This is a genomic window from Hymenobacter sp. CRA2 (assembly GCF_002007105.1).
In the GTDB taxonomy this organism is placed as follows: domain Bacteria; phylum Bacteroidota; class Bacteroidia; order Cytophagales; family Hymenobacteraceae; genus Solirubrum.
Map to the genome: position 1 here is coordinate 39,266 of NZ_MVBC01000015.1, position 23,953 is coordinate 63,218.

Consider the following 23,953-nt stretch of genomic DNA (forward strand, 5'->3'; position numbering starts at 1 on the left):
TCGTTTTACCCTACTCATGGCAACCAAAGCCACCTCCGCTAAGAAAGCCCCTGCCGCTCCGGCTCCGCGCGTAGCCGCCGCTAAAAAAGCCGCTGCCGCCTCCGATGGCCGCGCCGATACCGCCAAAGCCCCCGACGCCGCCGATATCGACGCGCCGGTGCGCCCCGCCGACCGCAACCAGCCGCTGGTGCAGCCCATTCTCAACCAGCAGCGCGACGCCGTGGCCCCGCTCCAGAAGTTCGGTACCGTGGCCCAGCGCCTGCCCATCGGCCTGAGCGAGCAGGTGCGCCAGGAAAGCGTAACCATGCTGAACCAGCTGTTGGCCGATACCATCACCCTGCGTGATATGTACAAGAAACACCACTGGCAAGTGGTGGGCCCCACGTTCTATCAGCTGCACCTGCTCTACGACAAGCACTACGAGGAGCAGAGCGAGCTGGTCGATACCATTGCCGAGCGCATCCAGATCCTGGGCGGTGTGGCCGTGGCCATGGCCGCCGACGTGGCCGAGTTGACCAGCATTCCGCGCCCGCCCAAGGACCGCGAAGAGGCCCCCGTGCAGGTGTCGCGCCTGCTGGAGGCCCACCAGATCATGCTCAAAAACTGCCACGACTTCGCCAAGCGCGCGGATGATTCCGGCGACGATGGCACCAACGACCTCGTCGTGAGCGACGTAATGCGCACCAACGAAATGCAGGTGTGGTTTGTGTCGGAGCACGTGGTGAACACCCCGCTGGCCAAAGCTGAATAAGCACCTTTCTCCTTACCTCCAAACGTCAGCGCGGCGGCTTTCCTACCCGGGAGAGCCGCCGCGTCGGTGTATAGCCACCCTGTGCGGGCAGTTACGTGCGGTGCTTGTGCAGCTGCTTTTCGGCGTGGTTTTCCTCGGCTTCTTCCACCGTGTGGGTGCGGCCCAGGTCGTTATCCTGCTGGGCTTTTTCGGCCAGCAGGCAGTAAAACTGGTGCAGCAGCGCAATTTCTTCTTCCGTGAAGTCCTGCGCGTTAATCAGACGGTTGCTGGCGCCCTTGGTGGCGGCAATCAGTTCGTTGAGCTTCAGGTGAAGCACCAGCGAATCCTTGTTTTGCCCGCGCTGAATCAAGAACACCATCAGGAAGGTGATGATGGTCGTGCCCGTATTGATGACGAGCTGCCAATTCTCAGAATAATGGAACAGGGGCCCCGTAACGGCCCAGGCCAGCACCGTGCCCAGCGCCAGCAGGAAGGCACTCGTCGAGCCGGACCATTGGGTAATGGCTTGCGCGATGCGCTGAAAAAAGGACCTGTGGTGCTGCAAGCCCAGCTCCTGGAAGGCCTCCTTGGTTTTCATAAAAGGGGTGTGGAAAGGCGGCAGATAAAGACCGGCAACTTCGGCAAAGGGTGTGAAGGCGGCATGAAAGCCGGGCCGCTGGTAATTTTTATCCCTGATAACCTTATGTATACGCGCCAGAAGGCAGAAATCCGCGTGCTGGGCTTGCAACGCCACCAAGCATCTACTACTTTTGTCGCCACTTCGCCACCCTCGACGGCGGAGCGGGCGCTGCCAGCAGCGTCGATTATGTGTTCTGCGCACATGGTGAAATTGGTAGACACGCCATCTTGAGGGGGTGGTGCCTTCGGGTGTGGGAGTTCGACTCTCCCTGTGCGCACACCAGCCCAGCGGCCGGTTCCTGATGCAGGAGCCGGCCGCTGATGTTTTGGGCCATAGTCATATGCGGGTGATGCCAATTTAGCCGTGCCTGGGACTAAACTGACGCCTGCTTGTCGGGCCTCAGCTGCCCCGCTCGTAGGGGTTGCTCGGCACCACCAGTACCACTTTCTCGCGCTCCACCACCACCTTGCCCGGCTCGGCGCCGCGCGGCTTGCGCACGTATTTCTTCGGCGTCACGGTGACGGGACAGAGGGAGTCGTTTTGCCGGCGTGAATACCACGCAGCCAGCTGAGCCGCCCGCTCAATAACCGGCGCGGGCACGGGGTGGCCCGGCCGCTGGCGAATGACCACGTGCGAGCCGCTGACGTCCTTGGCGTGCAGCCACAGGTCGTCCTTGTGGGCGTAGCGCTGGGTGAGCAGGTCGTTGTTTTGGGCATTGCGGCCCACCAGGATGGTGAAGCCGCCGTCCTCAAACACCTTGAACGGCAGCTCCGAGGCCGCGGCCTTCGCCTGCAGAGTAGGGTCAAGGCCGTGCTGCTTGCGCCAGGTGCGCAGCGTGCGCAGATCCGTGATGGCCGGCAGCTCTTCCAGGCGTTCCATACACCAGAGCGCCTCGGTTTCGCGCTTGTCGGCGCGCTCCTGCAGCTGCTGCATCTCTATTTGCTGGTTTTTGGCCTTGCGGTAGAGGTTCTGGGCCGTGCGCTGAGGCGTTTCGGTCGGTTTGAGCTTAATGATGCGCGGCTGGTCGTGTTGGTAAAAATCCAGCACCTCTACCTGCGCCGCTCCGGCCGGAATCTGGTGCAGATGGGCCATAATCAGGTCGGCCGTCTGGCGGTAGCTGGCCTCGTGCTCCAGCGCGTGCAGCCGCTTGCGGGCCATGCTGGCGCTGGTTGAGGATTCGTCGGCGCGCTTTTCGAGCGTATGCTGCAGCTGGCGCAGCTCGGCCTCGTAGGCGCCCCGGCCCAGCAGCAGCGGCACGAAAGCACGCAGAGCGGCTACCGGGTCGGGCGGCAGGGTTTGCTCCACCGTGCCCACTGGCAGCAGGCTCAGGCGGGTGCGCCCTTCCAGCGCGGTGATGTAAAAGGCCGGCGGGGCCAGCAGCAGCGCCAGCACCTCGTGCAGCAGCGCCACGCGTGTGGGTTGCGGGGCCGTGTCGTAGCTGCGGTGCCGCAGCCACTGCCGCGGCACTTCGCCGAGGGTGGGGTAGAGGCGGGCCGGGTCGGGGTGCGCCGCTACTTCGGCGGGCATGGGGTCCGGGCGGGTCGGCTCGGCACGCAGGGCGGCGTCGGTGGTATAGCGCTGCTGAAACAGCTGCGCCGGTGCCGACGGATCGGCGGGGTAAAAAACGGCATTCGGGCGCGGCCCGAACAGCTTGAGCAGCAGCGCGGCCCCGCCACCGAAGCGCAGGTGCAGCACCCGGTCGTTGGGCGTCACGTCGACTTCGGCTACCACCAGCCCGAGCAGGTCGGGTAGCAGGTCCACGGAGTTTTGGCGGGCGCGGTGAAAGGTTTCGGGCAGGCTCAGCAGCGGCTGGGTACCCGCCAGGTGGGCCTTCAGCCAGAACTCGGCCGCTTCGTCGGTTGGCGACGAGCTGGGCTTGACAAACCCGATGACCAACTCGTCTTTTTCCTGGGAAAAGCAAGTAACGACGCGGTAACCAGCCAAATGGCGGCTCAGGGCCGGGGCCAGCAGCCGCAGGAAGTAATAATTGTTGTGCATGAAAAATCCAGCTACGCCCTGCAAGTTGCAGATTATGGGTTGTACGGTAGCGCCCTTAGTGGCGTCTGCCGGGCAGAATCAATGCGCTGCCCTGGCTTAGCCTTCGGTGGTATTAGGGCCGGCCGCGGCCCCAGGCGTCAGCCGTGAGGGGCATTCATTGCCGATAAACAATATATTGCCGTGCTTGAGGGCTGCGTAGTCGAAACCGGGGCGGGCCAGACACGGTACCAAAACTACCGGCGCGCACTTCAACGGGCTAGTCCCTGCCTGCTCAAGCCATACTGCCGAGCTGCTATCCTCTTCGCTGTTCGCTCAATTATCAGAATACCAAGTAAACTATATGCCGAAAATCAAGGGATTAATACTGCGAGAATTAGTGTGCTTAGTTGCCGTTTCGGCAACGGCGCTGCTACTGGCACTGGGCCTTAACACACTGCTGCAGGGCAACTGGCGCAGCTATTCCCTGCTGCTGGCGGAGTTGCGCGGCAGCGAAGCGGCGCTGAAGCGGCGCTGAAGCTTTTGCTATGGACGCTGTGCTTCAGCGGGGTTTACGTGGCACGCCTGGCCATAGCCGCTGTGGGCGCCCTGCTTGAAATTGCCAGCACCGTGGCTGCTCGTCAAGCCAGTCAGTAATCAAAGCAGGCACGGCACCAAGCTAGCACCCGGCTCAGGAAGAGGACGGCCCCTCTTCTCCGCCACGATTTATATCGGGTGACGGGGCCGCTTATCAGCCATAAGCCTTGGCTCAGACTTCCAGGCGCAGCCCGTCGTAAGCTAGGCGCACGTGCGCGGGCAGGGAGGCTTCTACCTCGCGGTGCTTGCCCAGCAGGTGGCTGATGTGGGTGAGGTAAGCGCGCCGGGGCTGCACGTCCTCGATGACTTCCAATGCCTCCGAGAGGCTAAAATGCGAAATGTGCGGCTCGTGGCGCAGGGCGTTGAGCACCAGTACATCGGAGCCGCGCAGCTGCTCGCGGGCCGCGGCCGAAAGATGGTTGGCGTCGGTGACGTAGGAAAAGTGACCCACGCGGAAACCGAGCACCGGCAGCTTGTAGTGCAGCGCGCGGATGGGCTGAAATTCAATGCCCTCGACTTCAAACGCGGCCGTGTCGCTCAGGATGGGCACGGTTTGCACCTGCGGCACGCCGGGGTACTTCTGCTCGGCAAAAATGTAAGCGTACTCGCGCTTCAGCTGCTCCAGCACCCGCGGCTCGGCGTACACGGGCATGTCCTGCTGCTGCTTGAAATTGTAGGCCCGGATGTCGTCCATGCCGGCCGTATGGTCCTTGTGCTCGTGCGTAAACACCAGCGCATCGAGCCGGTCGACCCGCTCCCGCAGCACCTGCTGGCGGAAATCCGGTCCCGAGTCGATGATAATGCTCCGCCCTTGCACCTGCAGGTGCACCGACACGCGCAGGCGCTTGTCGCGGAAGTCCGCCGAGCGGCACACCGCGCAGTGGCAGCCGATAACCGGTACGCCCTGCGACGTGCCCGTGCCGAGGAAAGTGACTTGCATGAATTCAGAAGTTAGAGTTGAGAAGCGAGAAGCGAGAAAGAGCGCAGCAGCCGGTGGCTGAACGACGTCTCAATTCTCCCTTCTCAGCTCTCACTTCTACAACTTACCCGATATGCTGTTTCACGGTGCGTACCAGCGCGTCGAAATCCAGTGGCTTGGGCAGGTAGTCCGTTACGCCCGCCTCCCGGAAGTCGTCCATGGAGTAGTTGTTGGCGTTGCCGGTAATGGCAATGATGGGCACCTGCCGGATTTTGTCGTCGGCGTGCTGCCGGATTTCGCGGGCCACCGTCATGCCGTCCTTTACTGGAATATTTATATCCAGCAAAATGCAGTCGATAGGCTGTGCTTCGAGTTGCTTTACCACTTCACCACCGTTTTTAGCCGATACAATGCGGTATTTCTGCAGCTCCAGAATTTTCTTGGTCAGGTTCAGAATTACGGAGCTGTCCTCCGCAATCAGAATGGTTTTCGAGTCGGACATGACTGCTAGCTAAGGTTTTGGAGTAGGGAGAGTGTGGAGCTGAGGGCCGGACGGGCCAATCAGGCGGCACTAGTGCGCGTGGGGTACTCTTGGATGAACTCTGCGAAGTAATGCAAAAGCGCCTGAAAATCCCGCACAGCATGTTCTGTACGGCCTTGCTTCAGGTCGTGTTCCAAGTGCTTGGCTTGCTCGGCCAGCCGCGTTAGGCCCAGGGTGAAGCCAGTGCCCTTTAGCTGGTGCAAATGGGGGAGAATTTCGGGGTAATTTCCTGCCTCCACCAAGCCCCGGGCCTCGTCCAGCAGCGGGCCGGCTTCCTGCTCGAAGTCGGCGTAGAGGCCGGCGGCAAAGTCGGAGCCCCCGAGCTGGCGCAGCTGCTCCACGGTATCCAGGTCGATGACCGGCCGCGGATCGGGCGCCGATAAATCCAGGGTGTCCGATGGCGCGTCCGGGTCGGCCAATGCCGAAGATTCCGACGTTTCGGCGGCGGTGGCCGAAGCCATAGTCAGCTGCGGCCGCCAGCGGCGCAGCACCTCGTACAGGTCCTGGCTTTTCACCGGCTTGGGCACGTAGTCGTCCATGCCTTGCTGCACGAAGCGCTCCGCATCTTCCTTCATGGAATAGGCCGTCATGGCCACCACCGGCGGGCAGCTGGGGCCGAGGCGGCGGCGAATTTCGCGCATGGCCGTCACGCCGTCCATTTCGGGCATCTGTATGTCCATGAAGACGACGTCGTAGCGGATGCCGCTGGTAGCCAATCCGATGGCTTCGAACCCGTCGCTGGCCACGTCGGTGCGGCAGCCCAGCTTGTCCAGCAGGCGCATGGCCACCTTCTGGTTGATGGGGTTGTCGTCGACGAGCAGGATGCGCGGCGTCTGTTCAAAGCGCATGATGCCGGCCGCCGACCTATCGCGTGAGGCCTGCCGCTCCTGCAGGATGGCTTCTTCGTTTTCGGCCACGCGGCAGCGGATGGTAAACCAGAACGTGGCCCCTTCGCCCACCACCGAGTCGACGCCAATTTGCCCGCCCATCAGCTCGGTAAGCTGCTTGCTGATGGCCAGGCCGAGGCCCGTGCCGCCGAAGGACTTGGTGGGCGTCGTGTCGAGCTGAGTGAAGTTGGTGAAGAGCAGCTTGGCGTTTTCGTGCGAGATGCCGATGCCCGAGTCCTGCACCTCGAAGCGCAGGGTGTGCTCCACGCCGTCGGTGGATACGGAAGTGGCCCGTACCGTCACCGCGCCCTGCTGGGTAAACTTGATGGCGTTCGAGGTCAGGTTCGAGAGAACCTGCAAGAGGCGCGTTTCGTCGGTGATGATAAAGCGCGGCGTGTGCGGCGTGATATCGTAGGTGAAATCGAGCTGCTTTTGCTGGGCGCGGTTGGCAAACAGCGAGTGAATCTTCTCCATCGTGTAATGGAGGTCCATGCCTTCCTCATTGAGCTCCATCTTGCCGGCCTGGATCTTGGAAAGGTCCAGAATGTCGTTCAGGATGGCAAGCAGCGCGTCCGAGGACTTGCGCAGCGTGTCGATGTACTCTTCCTGCTCCTCGGAAGCTACCGTCTGGTGCAGCAGATCAATCATGCCGATGATGCCGTTCATCGGGGTGCGCAGCTCGTGGCTCATGTTGGCCAAAAACTGCGTTTTGGCGTGCAGGGCAGCTTCGGCCTCGTCCTTGGCGCGGCGCAAATCGTCCTGCATCTGCTTGAAGTCCGTCACGTCGCGCGCAATGCCTTCGATGCCCTGGAAGCGCCCCGTTTCGTCGTGCAGGGCGCGGGCATTCACCAGTACTTTCACCGCGTGTCCCTCGCGGTGAATCAGTGCCGTTTCGAAGTTGCGTACCACGCCGCCGTTGCGTTCCAGCTCCTGCAGCAGCTCGCCGCGCTGCTCGGGGTACTCGTAAAAATCCGCTACTGCGTGGCCCACCGCTTCCTCCGGCCGGTAGCCCATGATGTCGTAGGTGGAGGGCGAAATGATGGTGATGATGCCCTTGCCGTCGGTGCGGTAGTAGATGTCCTGAAACGACTCGAAGATGGCGCGGAATTTCTCTTCCTGCGCCGCCATTTCCAGCTGCGAGCGTTTCTTGTCGGTGATGTCGTGCGCGATGCCCGAAATTTCCTCGAAGGTGCCGTCGTCGAGGTAGATGGGGTTGAGGTAGATTTCGCGCCAGGTGTCGTGGCCGCGCACGTCGCGCAGGCGCACCTCGAAGCGCTGCGGCACGCCCTCGAAGGCCCGGGTGTAGTGCTCGATGAACAGCTGGCGGGCGTCTTCCTCCATCATGGCCAGGTCGGCGTGCCAGAGGTTGATGTTGACGGCCGGGTGCACACCGTTGCGGCGCAGAAAGTAGGCGGCGTAGTTGCGGTTGAACGAGGTCAGGCGCGACTTCAGATCCACCGACCACATCAGGTGGGTACCACTCTCGAAAATGGCGTTCAGGCGCGCATTCTGCTTGTTGATCTGCACCTCGTTGCGTTTCCGCTCAATGGCTAGGGCCACCTGGTTCGAGATGAAGTGCAGAATTTCGAGGTCGGACGGGGCGTAGGCGTCGGGCTTGGTATAGTCCTGCACCGTGATGACGCCAATGATCCGGTCGCCGATGCTCAGCGGGGAGCAGAGCATGACCTCCGGCATCAGCCCGTAGGCCGTGATGGTGCCGTCGGCAATGAGCGCCTGCAAATCGGGCTTGAGCAGAATCTGCGGCTTGCCCGTGCGGATGATGTACTCCGACACGCCCGAGGAGAAGGGGCGCATCACCATTGCCTTCTCTCCCTGCGAGTTCTGATCAACGAAGTACGCAAACTGTAGTTGCGTGCGGGCCTCGTCGCAGAGCGCGATGTAGAAGTTGTTGGTTTCGATGATCTTGCTCAGCTCGCGGTGAATGGCCCCGTACAAAGAGTGCAAATCCTTGGAGCTGATGGCCAGGTTGGCAATGCTGTAGTAGACCTTCTGCAGGCGCTCGGCCTTGATGCGGTCGGTGATGTCGTGCAGGATGGCGCGGGTGCTCACCGGTTCTCCGTCGTCCCAGGAGCAGGTGATGGAGCCGATGAGGTGCACTGGCTTGCCCGTCTTGGTGAGAAAGACGGTTTCGAGCTTGTTGACTTTCTCGCCCTTGTAGAGGTTGCGCAGCTGGTAGAGCAGCTTGGCCTTGTAGTAAGGGTGCACCACGTCGGTGAGGGCCAGGCCGGGCAGCTCCTCATCGTCGTAGCCCAGCTTTTCCTTCCAGGCCTTGTTGACGAACAAAAAGCGGTTGTCGATGCTCAGGTTCTGGATCAGGTCGTGGGCGTTGTCGAGAAAGTCCTGCAAACGCGACTGACTTTCCCCGAGGGCACGGGCCGTAAACTGGCCCTTGGTCACGTCGCGTCCCACGAACATGACCCCGCTGACCTTGTCCTCCACGTCGCGCACGAACTCGGCGTACCAGTACACTGTACGCCGGTGCCGGTCGTAGGCCAGCAGGGAGCGTTCGAAGAAGTCCTGCAACTCCTCGCGCTCCAGGGCACGGCGGTAGGCATAGCGCCGCGGCTCGCGCTCCACCTCGGGGGCAAACAAGCCGAAGTACTCCTGGCCGAGCACCTGCTCGCGGGAGTAGCCCGTCATGAGCAGGAAAAATTCATTGACATCGACGATGCGCCCGTTGACGTCGAGCTGCAAAAAGCCGAGGTCGGCGCGGGTAAGCACGTCGCGCAGCTGCTCGCGCAGCCGCGTGGCGGTCGTCTCGTGCTTCTGCGCCTCGTACTGGCGGCGGCCGTGGGTTACGTCGCGGGCGGTGAGCTGGATCAGGCAGCGCTGATTGGGCAGCTCCAAGCGGTGCAGCGTAATCCACGCGTCGAGCAGGGTTTCATCGGGCCGCTGGCCGTACCACACGCGCGACACCGGCTGGCCCGTGCGCGCCGTGTGCAGCAGGGATTCCTGCAGCTCTTCGTCGCTCATCCACGTCTCGAAGCTGGAGCGTTCGGGGCGGGTAAAGCCCATCAGGCCAGCGCTCAGCAGCACCGGCCGGGTGGTGCCCAGCATCTCCACGGCGCGTTGGTTGCAGTCGAAGAGCTGGCCGTGCTCGTCGTAGAGGAGAATGGCGTCGTAGGCCCCGTTGAACAGGGCGCGGTACGTGGCCGCTTCGTCGGCGGCGGTATGGGTAGAGTCCGATAGCAGGTTCATACGCGGGGCGTCCGCCTGCGGGGCCTAGGGGCTGGGCCTGCCGACAAGCGGGGTTAACCTCTTAAATTTGTCAAATATATCCGAACCCCCGTGCCAATCCGCGGCGCGGACGGTCGGGTTTTTCTTCCCGCCCGTGCGCCGTTTGCTTTTTGCCGTTACCACCGACCTGAATTACGACCAGCGGATGCAGCGCATTTGCACGTCGTTGGCCGAGCACGGCTACCGGGTGCGGCTGGTGGGGCGGGAGTGGCCCACGTCGCAGCCGCTCACGCCCCAGCCCTACGAACAGCACCGGCTGCGCTGCTGGTTCACCAAGGGCAAATTGTTCTACCTCGAGTACAACCTGCGCCTGATCCTGTACCTGCTGGGGCAGCGCGGTTTTGCGGCCTACGGCGCCGCCGACCTCGACGCGGCCCTGCCCGTGTGGCTGCGCGCCCGCCTGGGCGGCCTGCCCTTTGTGTACGACGCCCACGAGCTGTTTACGGAAGTGCCCGAAGTAGTGGCGCGTCCGGCCGTGCAGCGCGTCTGGCGCTGGGTGGAGCGGTTCATCGTGCCGCGCGCCACGCTGGCCTACACCGTGGGCCCGGCGCTGGCGCGGCTGTTTGAGCAGCGCTACGGCCGGTCCTTCGGCACGGTGCGCAACATCAGCCGCCTGCAGAACGAAAGCACTGCGGCTGCCGGCGGCGAAGGCTACATCCTGTACCAGGGCGCCCTAAACGCCGGCCGCGGGCTGGAGGCGCTGCTGGAGGCCATGCCCCAGGTGCCGGCCCGGTTAGTCATTTGCGGCGAAGGCGACCTGTCGGCCGGCCTGCGCCAGCGGGCCGGGGAGTTGGGGCTGCTGCAAAGCGGGCAGGTGGAGTTTCGTGGCTTCGTGCTGCCGCAGGAACTGCGCCGCGTTACGCAGGGTGCCCGCGTAGGCATCAGCGTGCTCGACAACCTGGGCCTGAGCTACTACTATTCGCTGGCCAACAAGTTCTTTGACTACCTGCACGCCGGCGTGCCGCAGCTGATTTCGCCTTTCCCCGAGTACCTGGCCCTGAACGAGCAGTACGAGGTGGCCGAAGTAGTCCCCGAGCTGACGCCCGCCGCGCTGGCCGCCGCCCTGAACCGCCTGCTGCGCGATGAGCCCGCGCGCTACGACGTGCTGGCCCGCAACTGCCGGCAGGCCCGGCAAGCCCTAAACTGGCAGCGCGAAGAGCAGGAGCTGCTGCGCCTCTACGCCGCACTCTGGCCCGCCACCTCTTTTCCCGTTTCGGCATGAACACCCAACCGACGCTGCTGGTAGTTGCTGGCCCCACGGCTGTGGGCAAAACGGCCCTGTGCGTGCGCCTGGCCCAGGAGCTCGGTACCGACGTGGTATCGGCCGACGCCCGGCAGTTTTTCCGCGAAATGCGCATCGGCACGGCCAAGCCCACGCCGGCCGAAATGCAGGGCGTGCGGCATCACTTTATCGATTCGCACAGCATCACGGAGGACTACAGCGCCGGCCGCTACGAGGCCGATTGCCTAGCGTTGCTGCAGGAGCTGTTTCAGCAGCATTCGGTGGTGATTCTGACCGGCGGCTCGGGTCTGTACCTGCAGGCCCTTACCGATGGGCTGGACGAGCTGCCGCCCGCTGATGCGCCCGTGCGCGAGCAGCTGCAAGCCGAGCTGGCGGCCAAGGGCCTGCCCGCGCTGGTGGCCGAGCTGGCCGAGCTGGACCCCGTCAGCCACGCCCGCATCGACCGGCAAAACCCCGTGCGCGTGCTGCGGGCCCTGGAGGTGTGCCGCAGCACCGGGCAGCCGTTCAGCTCGTTTCACGGCGCCGGCCCGAAGGCGGAGCGCCCTTTCCAGGTACTGAAAGTGGCCCTGAGCCGCGAGCGGGAAGAACTGTACCAGCGCATCGATCTGCGCGTGGACCAGATGCTGGCTGAGGGTCTGCTCGACGAAGTGCGCGCCTTGGTGCCGTACCGCCACGCCCAGGCTCTGCAGACGGTGGGCTACCAGGAAATCTTTGGCTACCTGGATGGCGAGTACGATTGGGACGAAGCCGTGCGCCTGCTCAAGCGCAACACCCGCCGCTACGCCAAGCGCCAGCTCACCTGGCTGCGCCGCGATGAGCAGTACCACTGGCTGCACCCCGACGCAGCTGACCTAGCCATCAAAGCAATGCTGGCCCACTAACGCCGCAAGCGGAAAGCTGCCTTAATCGGCGGCGTAGAGCCGGTAAGATGTTTTCAGTATTAAGCCTAACTGTGCGCCACCGCGCATACGTTGGAATATACCTTCACTCTCCAGCCGCCAGCGCTGGTGTTTATCAATGGCTACACCTACGTGAAGCGACAGAAGGGCGCCTATTCGGACGCCGGACACGCGATATTTCTCATAAGCAAGAGTTCCCGGTTGCGTGCTAGCAGGGTTGTAGCCGTACGTTACCCAGAGGTAGTCCTGCTTATGGGTATAGCCCAAATACGGACCTATCCCCACAGCCACGGCTAAGCGCCGAGTATTGCGCAAAAAATTGTAGTAAAGCGCATACTCCAAGAACGCCGATTGGTAGTGACGCGGTAGGGGCGTAGCCCCAGGGGCCATTATTAGCGGCTCAGAAACCCGTGTACCCGATAACCGGGCGCTTGAAAAAAAATGGGAGCCATAATACTGCCTGTACCCAATCTGCGCCCGTAATCCGGCGTAGCCGGAATGGCCCTGGCCCACACCTAGCTCTACAGCACTGCGCGGCACGTCGTCAGTAGCCTGTTGAGCAAACGCTGAGCAGGAGCATAATACAGCTCCAACAAATGCAAAGTAAGAAGGGGACATGAAGTTATGAGGACTTAAGCACTGTTTTACAATGTGTTAGTTCTTTAATACTAGGTAATTAAACTGCCCTGCTGACTACAAACACCGCGCGATGCGGAGCTGAGCGCCGGGCAGGATGTTGGCATAAGTGTCGTTTTGCAGAGCCGCCTTCAGCCCCAGCAGCCACAGCTGCTGCCGGCCCATTGCCAAATCCAGGTTCAGGGAGGCCATGTAGCCCACGTGGAACCCGTTGGGGTCGCGGGATTTGTACTGCAGTTCCCGGTTCCCGTTGGCGTCCAGGCCGTAGCCGGCCCACTCGAAGTCCTGCTGCAAGGTATAGCCCGCGTAGGCTCCGACGCCCACAGCGAATACCACGCGCCGGTCGTTGCCGAACGGGGCGTAGTACGCTTCGCCTTCCAGATTCACCGCGTGGTAGCTCATGGGAAGATAGTCGGCCGGGCCAAACACCAAGCGCTTGGTTCCGCTAATCATCGATACGCGAGGGCCAGCGCTTACATGGCGGCTCAGCGTGCGGGTGTAGCCCAGGTGCGTTTTCAGGCAGTTATAATCTCCCGATCCGTTCAGGCTCGTGCCCAAGCCGAAATCAAGCAGGTGGGGGCGGGCGGCGGGAGTGAGGGCAGGCGTCTGGGCGGTGGCAGGCAGCGCGAGCAGGGCGGCAATAGCCAGGGAGTAGATACGCTTCATAGAATGCAGAATAAAGTAAACCGTTTGACCAAGGCTTGCTTCCGCAAACCACCGGCCAAACGGTTTACTTTATTCTGCTTGCGCAGCAATTCTTTACACCGACAGGATTTCCACCATGCGCATAAAGCCCTGGTTGATGAGCTTTTTGCGGTAGATGCAGTCGTGGAAGGGCGTGTACACCAGCTTGCGGTCCACGATGCCGGCCATCACGTTGCGCATGCCGTTGAGCAGGCCTTCCACGGCCGCAATGCCGATTTGCGAGGCCAGCAGGCGGTCGGCGGCCGAGGGGGCGCCGCCGCGCTGAATGTGGCCGATAACCGTCACGCGGGCGTCCATTTCCGGAATGGCCTCCTTCACTTTGTTGGCCACGGCCGTGGCGTTGCCTTCTTCGTCGCCTTCGGCCACGATGATGAGGAACGAGGACTTCTGGCGCAAGCGGGCCTGCTGCAGCGTGTCGATGACCGTGTCGATGGATTGCACTTGCTCGGGCACCAGCACAATTTCGGCCCCGCCGCCGATGGCGCAGGGAATGGCGATGTAGCCCGAGTCGCGGCCCATCACCTCCACGAAGAAGGCGCGGTCGTGGGAGTCGGCCGTGTCACGGATTTTATCGATGGCCTCCAGGGCCGTGTTCACGGCCGTGTCGTAGCCGATGGTGTAGTCGGTGCCGAACAGGTCGTTGTCGATGGTGCCGGGGGCGCCCACCGTCGGAATGCCGAATTCCTCCTCAAACTTCATGGCGCCGGTGAAAGTACCGTTGCCGCCGATGGCCACCAGGCCCTCGATGCGGTGGTTCACCAGCTGGTTGTAGGCTTCCTGGCGGCCTTCCTTGGTGGTAAATTTCTGGCTGCGCGCCGACTTGAGGATGGTGCCGCCGCGCTGCACGATGTTGGCCACCGAGGTGGAATCCAGCTTTACAATTTCGCCCTTGATCATGCCCGAATAGCCGCGCATGATGCCGTATACTTCGATTCCGTGGTATAGGGCCGTGCGGACCACTGCGCGCACGGCCGCGTTCATACCGGGCGCGTCACCGCCGCTGGTAAACACTCCAATTCGCTTCATTCTTCGTGGGTCAGTAAAACGGGCCGCCGGCGGCAGGCCCGTCTATGAAATGGCAAATGTACAAGAACGGCCAAACTGCGGCCCCGTTTGCTAAAATTTATGCGCAAATATGAAAGGCAAGGTGGCAGTTTTTTCAGCTTATCCGTATTGGACGGATGGGCCGGAAACAATAACTTAACCGGCGCCCGCTGCCGTCCGCAGGGCCGCCGGACCGGCAGCATAGCCATTTCCACGCGCGGCCGCTCCTCCTCACCGTTTTATCCTGCCCGACCCATGTTTGGTTTCTTCGAAAGCGAACAAAGCAAAAAAGTCCGCAGCCACATTCACAACCTCGCCGCTCTGGCCCGCGTCGACGGGCACATCGACGAGCGGGAAATGAACTTTCTGGTGGCTGTTGGCAAGAAAAACGGCTTGAGTGCCAACGACGTGCGCAGCGTGGTGGCCAACGCCAGCAACCACGTCCTCGCCCTGCCCGACAACGACTCCGAACGATTCGACCAGATATTTGACCTAGTGGACATGATGCTGGCCGACGGCGTGGTGGACGACAACGAAATGGACTTCTGCATCGACATGGCCGAGAAGCTGGGCTTCCGTAAGGCTATTGTGGGCGTGCTGGTACGCAAAATTTCCATGGGCGTGCGCGACGGCCTGCCCCGTGAGCACATCAAAGAAGAGTCGCAGGCCTTCCTGAACTTCCAGGGCAAGGGCGAGCCGACGCACGGCAGCGGGCTGTAGCTACCGGTCGGGGCGCACCGAAATTTCGATTGCGGCTTCGGCATCATATAACAAAACCAAAGGCCGCTGGCACTGCCAGCGGCCTTTGGTTTTGTGCGCTAGTAGCATAGTCGGTTATTTTGATTGTAAGTGAATGATTAGCAAGGTATTGATTGGTGGCGAAGGGTTAAACAAGGGAATCCGTTACGTGCTCCACGGCCCGCAGCAGGGCGGCACAGGCCTCATCGATTTCGGCGTCGGTGATGGTCAGGGGCGGGGCGAGGCGCAGGGAGTTGTCGCAGAACAGAAACCAGTCGGTGAGCACGCCTTCGTGCTCCAGGGCGCGGTCGATGATGGGCTTGAGTACCTCGAAGGAGTCAAATTCCACCGCCATCAGCAGGCCCAGGCCGCGCACCCCGCGGATAGCCGGGTGCACCAGCTGCCGCCGGAAACGCGCGGCCTTTTCGGCTACCCCGGCCAGCAGCTGCTCCTCCTGGATAACCTGCAGCGTGGCCAGCGCCGCCGCGCACGACACCGGGTGCCCACCAAACGTGGTCAGGTGGCCCAGAATCGGGTCGGTCTTGAAGCTGTGCATGATTTCCTGGCGCGAGATAAACGCGCCGATGGGCATGCCGCCACCCATGCCTTTGGCCGTCAGGAGGATATCGGGCACCACGCCGAACTGCTCGAAGGCCCAGAAAGTACCGGTGCGCCCAAAGCCGCACTGGATTTCGTCGAGGATGAGCAGGGCGCCTACTTCGTCGCAGCGGCGGCGCAGCTGCGGCAAGTAGCCGTTTGCGGGCACGCGCACGCCGCCTTCGCCCTGCACCGTCTCCACGATGACGGCCGCCGTGCGCTCGGTAATGTGCGCGAGGTCGGTAGCGTCGTTGTAGCGGATGTGGCGCACGTCGGGGAGCAGGGGGCGAAAGCTGCGCTTGAAGCTCTCGGAGCCCGTCACCGACAGCGCGCCCTGCGTGGAGCCGTGGTAGGCGTTCAGGCAGCTGATGAGCTCGGTGCGGCCGGTGTAGCGCTTGGCCAGCTTCAGCGCGCCCTCCACAGCTTCGGTGCCGGAATTGGTGAAGTACACGTTGTCGAGCTCGGCGGGCAGCGTCTGGTGCAGGGCGTGAGCCAGGGCGGCAGGCGGGGCCTGCACCAGCTCGCCGTACACCATCAGGTGCAGGTACTTATCGAGCTGGTCCTGAATGGCCCGCAGCACGCGCGGGTGGCGGTGCCCCACGTTGCTTACGCCGATGCCCGAAATCAAATCGAGGTAGCGGCGGCCGCCGGGCCCGTACATCCACACGCCCTCGGCCCGCTCGATTTCGAGCAGCAAGGGAAAATTGGAGGTTTGGGCCTGGTGGCGCAGAAACAGCTGGCGGGGAGTAAGCATGGCACTCGTGGGGTAAGCGAAAACACAAAAGTACCGCCCGACGCGCAAAGCGGCACGAGCCCAAAACAACCGGGGCTGCTCCTTGGTAAGGAACAGCCCCGGTTCATCTATAAAAATGCGGCCTAGTCCTGGCCGCGCACGGGGCCGCTGGCGCGGCCGTTGTCGAGGCGCTGAATCAGCGCTTTGGTGAAGTCGCGTTCGGCCTGCAGCAGCTGGGCCACCTGCCGCAGCGTGATGACCTTCTGAAACCGGTCGACGTACTCTTTTTCGAGGTTGATTTCGCTCTGGCGCAGCTTGAACTGCTGATCCAGGGCGGCGCGGATGTCCTTGTCGCTCATGGCTGTGAAGTCCTGACCGCGCAGGCCCATCTTGGTTTGCTTGCGCAGCTCGCGACGCTTGTCGGTGAATTCGTTAAAGAGCGGCCAGAAACGCTGGGCCTGGTCCGGCGTCAGCGAAATCTTATCGGTGATGTAGGCAATGCGGGCGTTTTCGAGGCGCTCCGTGCGCGGGCCCTGGCCGCCGCCGGGGCGCTGCGCCAGGGCGTGCGTAAAGAACGTGAGCAGGCAAAACACTGCCAACGGTAAGTTGCGAAGGAAGAAGCGTTTCATCGGAAAGCGGGGAAACATCAAGCGAAGTAACGATTATAGGTACACATCCACGCTGGGCTGCTCGTCGAGGGCCGCCTGGATTTCGGCATCCGTGGCCGGCAGGAAGGCGGACGTGAGGTCGTGGTCGGCCACCGTGGTTTCCGACAGCTCGGCCAGGGAGAGGCGTGCGGCTTCGTCGGAGAGCAGGTACTGCACCGCCTCGGCGCGGGGCACCGCCGCCAGCGCCTGCGCCGACGACTGCCGCGTGGCTGCCAGCGGCGCACCGGACTGCGGCAGGGCGCGCTGCGTGAGCCAGAACGTGCCCACAAAGCCGACCAGCAACAGCAGCGAAGCCAACGCCGTGCGCAGCGGCGCGCTCAGAGCCGTGAGCCAACCCAGCAGCGGCGCCGCGGCCGGTTCCTGGGGGCGCACGCGCTGCATCACGCGCAGCGGCAGCTTATCAAAGTAATCCTCGGGCGGCGGGGCCAGCGGCGGCGCGGGGCGCCGTGGGTGCTCATTGAGGCGAAAAGGCGTTTTCATATCGGTTAGAGGCCGCTCGGGCCCCGGAGTTTAATCGGTGGTGTCGTTTACGTACTGCTCAATCTTCTTGACGGCGTGGTGGTAGGAGGCCTTCAGGGCGCCCACGCTCGTGCCCGTCACTTCGGCCATCTGCTCGTAGGGCATGTCCTCGTAGTAGCGCAGGTTGAACACCAGGCGTTGCTTGTCGGGCAGGCGCAGAATGGCTTTCTGCAGCTTCTTTTCCACTTCGTCGCCAGCCAGGGAGTCATCAGCTTCCAGCTTCTGCGTCAGCTCGGCACCCACGTCGTTGAGGGGCAGAAAGAACTTGCGCCGCTTGCTGGAAAGAAAGTTCAGGCACTCGTTGGTGGCGATGCGGTAAATCCAGGTGAAGAGCGAGGCATCCTGGCGGAAGTTTTCCAGGTGGTTCCACACCTTGATGAACACGTCCTGCGTGAGGTCGTCGGCGTCGTCGTGGTCGATGACCATCTTGCGCACGTGCCAATACACCTTGCTTTGGTACTTGCGCACCAGCTGGTTAAAGGCCACGTTGCGGGTGGCGGGTTCCCGGAACTTGAGGAGGATTTCCTGATCTTCCAAGCGGGCGAGGAGGGGAGAGGTGGAGGCGGTTGGCGTGGTGGGTTAGAGGCTGCCGCCGCCGCAAGGTTTAAGCCAACTGCATTTTTTTGCGCCCCGAAGCCGCGGCACACTTTTGAGCTTGATGAGTAGCTGCCATATTGTGGCGTTGGACAGGCGGCTGCGCGCAGTCGCCTCGTCCTGCTTTACTCGCACAAATACGCTTGCATAATCGATTCGCTGCAATGGATATCAACGAAGAATACCTGGCGGCTTTTTTCGGCCGCAATGCCGATTACTACCTTGGGAAGTGGCGCGCCTGGCAGGGCGGCCAGCGCATCAGCTTCAACGGCGGCGCCTTTTTTGCGGGCATCTTCTGGGTTCTGTACCGCCGCATGTACTGGGTGGCAGGCTTGATTATGCTCTGCCTCGTGGCCGAAGCGGAGGCAGAGGAGTGGCTGCTGCATCGTTTCAGCTTTCCGCTGGCGCCCGAAAGTCAAAGCCGCACCATCGTAGTCAATGTGCTGTCGGCCACCATTCTTTCGGCCTGCGCCAACTGGATGTACCTGGCCTACGCCCGGCGTAAAATCACGAAGGTGCTGCGCACGGAGACGTCCGAAGAAGCCATTCTGCGCAAGCTGCGGCGGCAGGGCGGCACCAGCTGGACGTTCTTCATCGTGGCCGCGGTGCTCGTCGTCGGAATTATGGGGCTAATCTGCCGGTATCCGCAGTATTTTCAGTAGCCCCTGGCGCGGGTATTTTGCGCACTATTGAATGAGAATAACGAAGGCATGATATGGCGAAATGCTACTTTTGGCCTTGCGACCAGTCTTTCCTCCTCCGCAGCTATGAGCAACATGATTCAGTTCGTCGCCAACCACGACGACCTCAGTACCGACAAAGGCTTCCAATTTAAGTTTTACTGCGACAAATGCCGCAACGGCCACATGTCGCGCTTTCACCCCAACAGCGTCGGCATTGCCGGCGAGCTGATGCGGGCCGCGGGCAGCCTGTTCGGCGGCATGTTTTCCGACGCGGGCAACGCGGCCTACCACGTGCAGCGTGCCATCGGCGGCAAGGCCCACGACGAGGCCCTGGACAAAGCCGTGCAGGAGGGCAAAACTTACTTCAAGCAGTGCACCCGCTGCGGCCACTGGGTATGCCCCGATGTGTGCTGGAACCACCAGGCCGGCCTCTGCGAAGACTGCGCCCCCGACGAGCACGAAGAGCTGGCCGCCCAGCAGCGGCAGGCCGCCCGCGAACAGATCTACACCAAAACCCGCGAGCAGAACTACACGCAGGAGCTGGATTTCCTGAACAAAGGCGGGCTGGTGCAATGCAGCAACTGCCAGACCAAGCTGGCCGCCGACCAGAAGTTCTGCCCCAGCTGCGGCACCTCCAACGCGGTGGCGCAGGCCCAAACCAAGGGCCGCTTCTGCGGCAACTGCGGCGCCGGCCTCAAGGCCGAGCAGAAGTTCTGCGCCGAGTGCGGCTCCAAGCAATAAACTGCTGCTGACCCGGCGCAAAAAAGCCCGCTTGCCGTCTTGGCAAGCGGGCTTTTTTGCGCCGGGCTACCGGGTGTAGGAAAAGCCCACCGTCAGGTTGTAGTTATCGGGGTTCTTGCCGGCCAGCACGCGGCTTTCGTGGGTGTAGTTGCTGGTGGCGTTGACGGCCAAGCGCTTGGTCACTTTGAACGTGACGGTGGCCAGCTGGCTTACGCGAAAGTCCGACAGCGTGGGAATGGATGGCTGGTAGTAGGTAAACGTCGACACGGTGAACTGCCGGAGCGTGTAGAGCAGCTTCAGCCGCAGCGAGTTGCGCGTGACGATACGCCGGCTGCCATCGACGTAGTAGGTGGCTTCGCGGATAAGCAGGTTGCTCAGGGCCACTTCGCGCGTGCCCAGCGAGTCGCGGTAGAACGACCAGCCCGGCCCGGCGCCCACCTGCACCCGGTCCTGAATGCCGCGCAGGTTGCTGCGCTCGTAGCCGCCGAGGCCGTAGGCGCGGAAGTGGCCTTTCCAGTAGTAGGGCGTGGCATTGATCAGGGCTTCCCGCTCCTTCAGCTGCCGGTCCTGCTTGCCGTACGTAAACGTGCCCGTCAGCGGCAGCCCGAAGTGCAGGCCGCGGGTGATGGTGGCTGAATGGGTGGTGGTGAGCAGCGTGCGGTATACACCCCCGGCCGACAGGGCGCCCGTGAGCGTGCCCGTGTAGTGAATAATCGTCGTGTCGGGGCGCTGCGCCTGGGCCGGAAGGACTCCCAGAACGGCGGCGCACAGGGCAAAGAGAAACGGGACAAGCAAGCGAAGCATACTGCAAAACAAGGCACTGCTGCCGAAAGCGGGCTATGCAGCCAGCCGGCGCGGCCTAGGAAGAGGTAGTCGAGCATACCTGCAGTGGCACAGCATTGAGTTGGAAACTAGCGAGATGGGTTGCCGGTGTGACGGGTGGCCGCCAGGCAAAGCAGCTTTTCAGATGGCTTGTAACCAGCGCGGCCGAACTTCGCACAGCGTTTCGCCTGTCGGGCTTACCGGCAACGGCGTTTTCTTCGTTGCTTACCAGCCTGTCTTACCCCGAATTCCTCAACTATGCGCCCCATTTTCTTGCTGCTGTTGCTGTCGTGGTTGAGTGCCGGTTCTGCCTGGGCGTTGCGGATACGGGAAGTACGGGTGCTGGGCGCTGCGCCGCCGGCCCGCTACCAGAAGCTGGAGCTGGGCGTGGCGCTGAACCCGGCTCGGTTCAACAATCCCTACGACCCCGCCGAAATCCGCGTCACGGCCGAGTTCATATCGCCCGAGGGCAAGGGCTACTGGGTGCAGGGCTTCTGGTACCAGGATTTTAAGCGCTGCCAGAACTGCCCCGCCCAACGCTCCCCCCAGGACACCTGCTACTACTGCAACGACTGCCCCGAAAACCCGAAGTACCTGCAGCCCGTGGCCACGCCGTTGCCCTGGCGGCTGCGCTTTGCGCCGCCCACGGCCGGCAAGTGGCGCTACCGCGTGGTGGTCATGCACGGCGACACCACCATCAGCACCGAGCCCGTGACCGTGACGGTGGCGGCCTCGGCTAACCCCGGCTTCGTGGGCAAGCACCCCAACAACCGCAACTTCGCCTTTGCCGATGGGAAAGTGTTTTTTCCATTGGGCCTGAACGTAACCAACACCTGGAACAACGGCCCCTACAACCGCTTGCCCTATCGCGACGCCCGCGTGGGCATTCAGCGCATTGCTGAGCAGGGCGGCAACTACGCCCGCGTGCTGCTGATTCCGGCCCAGTTCGGCATCGAGGGGCCCGACGGCCCGGCCGGCAGTTATGACCTGCGGCAAAACCGGGCCTACGACTTCGATGAGGTGCTGGAGCTGGCCGCCCGGCGCGGAGTGTATCTGCAAACGGTGCTCGTCACCCAGGACGAGCTGTTCGACTCCGAGAGCTTCGGCCGCGCCTGGCCCAAGCACCCGTACTACCAGCGGCTGCCGCCCGGCTCCCCCAACACGCGTTTCTTCGCCGATTCTGTGTGCCGGCAGCTACTGCGCCAGCGCATCCGCTACATCATGGCCCGCTGGGGCTATTCGCCGGCCCTGTTCGGGGTGGAGCTGATGGGGGAGGCCGACTGCTTCGGCGCGGGCACCAACGACCAGTTCTGGGACCGGGACAACCCGCGCCTGCTGCGCCGCTGGGCCGATGAAATGCTGGCTTACGCCCGCAGCCTCGCGCCCCAGCATCTGTACACCATCAACGTGGGCTATGCGTTCAGCGGCAACTACCCGCTCTCCGATACAAGCGCCGCCCCGTACTACTCGCCGCAGGTGGATTTTGTGCAGGACCACTACTACAGTTCCGACAAGAACGTGGAGTACCAACGGGCCTTTATGGCCCGGCGCGCGGCCGGGCTATATCCCTCGAAGCCCTATTTCGTGGGCGAGTTCGGCCTGGAGCAGAACGGCTGTTGGTACGGCTCCTCCAACTTCACCCGCAAGCTCTACCCGCCCGGCCTGCTCTACCACGACCTCAACGAGCTGCACAACACCCTGTGGTCGTCGGCATTCAACGGCTCGGGCGGCACGGCGATGTACTGGTGGGCCAACCAGGTGTTTGGCCTGTGCTTCGGCGGGCAGTACCACTACCTGAAGCCGCTGCAACAGTTCCTGAACGCCTGCCCCATCTTCGAGGAGCGTTACGAAGCCGTGGCCAGTCCGTGCCCGGGCGACGCCGGCCCCAAAGACGCCAAGCACGAGCCCACCTCGCCCGGCAACTGCATACCTATCTGGACGGTGGGCCGAGAAGACGGTGCCAACCCTGCCTTCCTGCCCACGGGTGCGCGCACCTCCACGCCCATGCTGGAAGTGTACGCCCTGCGCAGCCCGGCGCGGGTGGTGGGCTGGGTGCACAACCGGCACAACTACTGGTACAAGCTGCCCCACAGCGCCGGCCCGAAAGAGAATGCTGCCTGCAACGCCCTCAACGACAACCAACCCAGCACGCCCGATAGCATTCCGGCGCTGGTGGGCCAGCAGGTGACCATTGAGCGCCGCGTACGCCCCGGCCGCTACCGCTTGGAGTTCTTCAGCACCTACCCGTTCTACGACGTGAACCGTGATGGCAAAAAAGACCAGGGCGGCGTGATTCCACAGTTCACCACCGAGGTGCGCGCCTCCGCCGACAGCGCCCTTACCTTCACCGTGCCGCCACTACGCCCACTAGGCACCGCGCCCTACGCCCCGGATTATGGCTTCAAGGCTACCTGGCTGCCCGAAGCAGCACCGAAGCCGGCGTCGGCAGCACCCCGCAAGCCGTCTACCGCCACGAGGAGGGCCGCAACGGCGTCCCGGAAAGCCACGCCGGCAGCTCAGAAAAAAGGCAGCTCTTCGCCGCCAAAACGACCAGCTGGTCGGAAAAAGTAACAGTGTCTAGGCCATCGAAAGCCTACTTGGGTAATGCCAACAGTTGGGGCAATACGCAGTCCTGCGGCAGCATTGCATCGGGGCATTACTTCCATATGGACTGCTTCCATAGCCACTGCCATAGGTTCGGAAACGCTAGAACGTGCTGCCAAGCTCACCGCTCGGCAGCACGTTCCGTGGTGCCCGAGTCCCTTATTTAGCCGCTATTTAGCCGCTGCGGTATACCAGTTGCGCAGCCGCACGTCAATTTTCTTATTAGCCGCGTTGACGGTTTTCTTGAAGCTTTCCACGTCGCTCAGGCCGTTCTGGCCCCGGTAATGGTAAGGGTACACGATGGCCGGCTTGAAGGCCAGTACGCCCTGTGCGGCCTGTTGCACGTCCATGGTGTAAGGCAGGTTCATGCACACAAACGCCACGTCGATGTTCTTGAGGGCGCGCATTTCCGGAATGTCTTCTGTGTCGCCGGACAGGTACACGTTTTTACCGCCCAGCGTCAGCACGTAGCCGTTGCCGCGGCCTTTGGTGTGCATCGCGTCAGGTGCCTCGGGCAGGTTGTACATCGGTACGGCCGCCACCGTCATACCCAGCGTGTCGAGCCGCTGGCCGTTGCGCAGGACGCGCCGTTGAGCCTTGTACTCGGCCGGTAACTTCTCGGCCACGGCCGGCGGCACCACCAGTAGGGCCTTGCTCAGGGAAAGGCCGGCCAGCGTCTTCGGGTCCAGATGGTCGCCGTGAATGTCGGTAATCAGGACCACGTCGGGCGCGGCCAACCCGGCGTAGCCCTCGGCCCCGCCGTAGGGGTCCACGTAGATGGTTTTGCCGTTCCAGGTAAACACCACGCTGCCGTGCGTGATGGGTTGCACCGTAAGCGGGCCTTGCTTGGTCGTAATCTGGTCGGCGGCCACCCGCGAGGCGGCCGGTGCCGTTTGGGCCGATGCCCGAATAGTGAACGTAGCCAGAGCGGCCGTAAGAACAAGGGCAGACTGCATCTTCATGTAGACTGGTGGGTTTGGAGTTGGTGCTTGGAATTTGAGGATCAGGGGCGGTAGCCGCCATACTGGAAATGGTGATAGTAACCGGGTCGCCACCCACAAGTTTAGTTCGCCAAACCGCCGCAGCCCCCGTGCTGACCTCCGCGGCCGCTGTTCCCTGAACTGCAGCACGCCACCGCGCCGGACGGGGGCTGCCAGCATCCGACAAGCCAAAGTATATTG

At 62.6% G+C, this 23,953-nt stretch carries 21 protein-coding genes and 1 tRNA gene; 9 read left to right on the forward strand and 13 right to left on the reverse strand.

All coding sequences use genetic code 11. The annotated features are described in order from the left end of the window. Nucleotides 1-16 precede the first annotated feature (16 nt). Nucleotides 17-751 (forward strand): Dps family protein, encoded by a 735-nt coding sequence (locus B0919_RS20215; protein WP_078014108.1) that lies wholly within the window; start codon nucleotides 17-19, stop codon nucleotides 749-751. Nucleotides 752-842: 91 nt separating this feature from the next. Here the strand turns inward: B0919_RS20215 and B0919_RS20220 are convergent, their stop codons facing one another. Continuing rightward, a complete protein-coding gene (locus B0919_RS20220) occupies nucleotides 843-1,328 on the reverse strand; it encodes a low affinity iron permease family protein (protein WP_078014109.1) in 486 nt (161 codons plus the stop codon). A 237-nt stretch (nucleotides 1,329-1,565) separates the two neighbouring features. Here B0919_RS20220 and B0919_RS20225 point away from each other — a divergent pair. Further along, nucleotides 1,566-1,647, forward strand: a tRNA-Leu gene (locus tag B0919_RS20225). A 122-nt stretch (nucleotides 1,648-1,769) separates the two neighbouring features. Here B0919_RS20225 and B0919_RS20230 read toward each other — a convergent pair. Further along, a complete protein-coding gene (locus tag B0919_RS20230; protein WP_078014110.1) occupies nucleotides 1,770-3,368 on the reverse strand; it encodes an NFACT RNA binding domain-containing protein in 1,599 nt (532 codons plus the stop codon). Between the two features lie 340 nt (nucleotides 3,369-3,708). Here B0919_RS20230 and B0919_RS25420 point away from each other — a divergent pair, with 340 nt between their 5' ends. Then, nucleotides 3,709-3,882, forward strand: coding sequence for a hypothetical protein (locus B0919_RS25420; RefSeq protein WP_176133152.1), 174 nt, complete (start codon nucleotides 3,709-3,711; stop codon nucleotides 3,880-3,882). A gap of 231 nt (nucleotides 3,883-4,113) precedes the next feature. Here the strand turns inward: B0919_RS25420 and B0919_RS20235 are convergent, their stop codons facing one another. The 3 genes from B0919_RS20235 to B0919_RS20245 all read right to left on the reverse strand — a co-directional run bounded on the left by B0919_RS20235 (nucleotide 4,114) and on the right by B0919_RS20245 (nucleotide 9,507). Beyond that, nucleotides 4,114-4,881, reverse strand: a complete 768-nt coding sequence (locus B0919_RS20235; protein ID WP_078014111.1) for an MBL fold metallo-hydrolase — start codon at nucleotides 4,879-4,881, stop codon at nucleotides 4,114-4,116. 103 nt (nucleotides 4,882-4,984) lie between these two features. Then, a complete protein-coding gene (locus B0919_RS20240; RefSeq protein ID WP_078014112.1) occupies nucleotides 4,985-5,362 on the reverse strand; it encodes a response regulator in 378 nt (125 codons plus the stop codon). 59 nt (nucleotides 5,363-5,421) lie between these two features. Next, a complete protein-coding gene (locus tag B0919_RS20245) occupies nucleotides 5,422-9,507 on the reverse strand; it encodes a PAS domain S-box protein (RefSeq protein WP_078014113.1) in 4,086 nt (1,361 codons plus the stop codon). A gap of 133 nt (nucleotides 9,508-9,640) precedes the next feature. On the opposite strand from B0919_RS20245, the gene B0919_RS20250 reads away from it, so the two are divergent. Together B0919_RS20250 and miaA are read left to right on the forward strand one after the other, a co-directional pair. Further along, on the forward strand, nucleotides 9,641-10,768 hold the full coding sequence (locus B0919_RS20250) for a glycosyltransferase (protein ID WP_139362283.1): 1,128 nt from the start codon (nucleotides 9,641-9,643) through the stop codon (nucleotides 10,766-10,768). Beyond that, nucleotides 10,765-11,670 carry a tRNA (adenosine(37)-N6)-dimethylallyltransferase MiaA gene (gene miaA, locus B0919_RS20255; RefSeq protein ID WP_078014115.1) on the forward strand — a complete coding sequence of 302 codons (906 nt, stop codon included), beginning with the start codon at nucleotides 10,765-10,767 and terminating at the stop codon, nucleotides 11,668-11,670. The genes B0919_RS20250 and miaA overlap by 4 nt, the downstream gene beginning before the upstream one ends. Nucleotides 11,671-12,381: 711 nt before the next feature. Here the strand turns inward: miaA and B0919_RS20265 are convergent. Then, a complete protein-coding gene (locus tag B0919_RS20265; protein ID WP_078014117.1) occupies nucleotides 12,382-12,990 on the reverse strand; it encodes a hypothetical protein in 609 nt (202 codons plus the stop codon). Between the two features lie 93 nt (nucleotides 12,991-13,083). Beyond that, the gene (gene pfkA / locus B0919_RS20270) at nucleotides 13,084-14,055 is read right to left on the reverse strand and encodes a 6-phosphofructokinase (protein WP_078014118.1); all 972 of its coding nucleotides are present in this window, start codon (nucleotides 14,053-14,055) and stop codon (nucleotides 13,084-13,086) included. Between the two features lie 273 nt (nucleotides 14,056-14,328). Between pfkA and B0919_RS20275 the strand changes: the two genes are divergently transcribed. Next, nucleotides 14,329-14,793, forward strand: coding sequence for a TerB family tellurite resistance protein (locus B0919_RS20275; RefSeq protein ID WP_078014119.1), 465 nt, complete (start codon nucleotides 14,329-14,331; stop codon nucleotides 14,791-14,793). Between the two features lie 166 nt (nucleotides 14,794-14,959). Here B0919_RS20275 and B0919_RS20280 read toward each other — a convergent pair whose 3' ends face one another. From B0919_RS20280 to B0919_RS20295, 4 genes are all read right to left on the reverse strand, one after another. Continuing rightward, nucleotides 14,960-16,162 carry an aspartate aminotransferase family protein gene (locus B0919_RS20280; protein ID WP_078014120.1) on the reverse strand — a complete coding sequence of 401 codons (1,203 nt, stop codon included), beginning with the start codon at nucleotides 16,160-16,162 and terminating at the stop codon, nucleotides 14,960-14,962. A gap of 122 nt (nucleotides 16,163-16,284) precedes the next feature. After that, nucleotides 16,285-16,770, reverse strand: coding sequence for a hypothetical protein (locus B0919_RS20285; protein ID WP_139362284.1), 486 nt, complete (start codon nucleotides 16,768-16,770; stop codon nucleotides 16,285-16,287). 33 nt (nucleotides 16,771-16,803) lie between these two features. Then, nucleotides 16,804-17,289 (reverse strand): hypothetical protein, encoded by a 486-nt coding sequence (locus tag B0919_RS20290; RefSeq protein ID WP_078014122.1) that lies wholly within the window; start codon nucleotides 17,287-17,289, stop codon nucleotides 16,804-16,806. A 30-nt stretch (nucleotides 17,290-17,319) separates the two neighbouring features. Continuing rightward, nucleotides 17,320-17,865, reverse strand: coding sequence for an RNA polymerase sigma factor (locus tag B0919_RS20295; RefSeq protein ID WP_078014123.1), 546 nt, complete (start codon nucleotides 17,863-17,865; stop codon nucleotides 17,320-17,322). Between the two features lie 221 nt (nucleotides 17,866-18,086). On the opposite strand from B0919_RS20295, the gene B0919_RS20300 reads away from it, so the two are divergent. Both B0919_RS20300 and B0919_RS20305 read left to right on the forward strand, forming a co-directional pair. Continuing rightward, nucleotides 18,087-18,584 carry a DUF2628 domain-containing protein gene (locus B0919_RS20300; RefSeq protein WP_078014124.1) on the forward strand — a complete coding sequence of 166 codons (498 nt, stop codon included), beginning with the start codon at nucleotides 18,087-18,089 and terminating at the stop codon, nucleotides 18,582-18,584. A 105-nt stretch (nucleotides 18,585-18,689) separates the two neighbouring features. Beyond that, the gene (locus tag B0919_RS20305) at nucleotides 18,690-19,346 is read left to right on the forward strand and encodes a zinc ribbon domain-containing protein (RefSeq protein ID WP_139362285.1); all 657 of its coding nucleotides are present in this window, start codon (nucleotides 18,690-18,692) and stop codon (nucleotides 19,344-19,346) included. 66 nt (nucleotides 19,347-19,412) lie between these two features. On the opposite strand, the gene B0919_RS20310 is transcribed toward B0919_RS20305, so the two are convergent. Next, entirely contained in the window at nucleotides 19,413-20,150 is a 738-nt protein-coding gene (locus B0919_RS20310) for a DUF481 domain-containing protein (RefSeq protein ID WP_078014125.1), read from the reverse strand. Nucleotides 20,151-20,426: 276 nt separating this feature from the next. On the opposite strand from B0919_RS20310, the gene B0919_RS20315 reads away from it, so the two are divergent. Continuing rightward, the gene (locus B0919_RS20315; protein WP_078014126.1) at nucleotides 20,427-22,739 is read left to right on the forward strand and encodes a DUF5060 domain-containing protein; all 2,313 of its coding nucleotides are present in this window, start codon (nucleotides 20,427-20,429) and stop codon (nucleotides 22,737-22,739) included. Nucleotides 22,740-22,942: 203 nt separating this feature from the next. On the opposite strand, the gene B0919_RS20320 is transcribed toward B0919_RS20315, so the two are convergent. Next, nucleotides 22,943-23,734, reverse strand: a complete 792-nt coding sequence (locus B0919_RS20320; RefSeq protein ID WP_410503634.1) for an MBL fold metallo-hydrolase — start codon at nucleotides 23,732-23,734, stop codon at nucleotides 22,943-22,945. Nucleotides 23,735-23,953 lie beyond the last annotated feature (219 nt).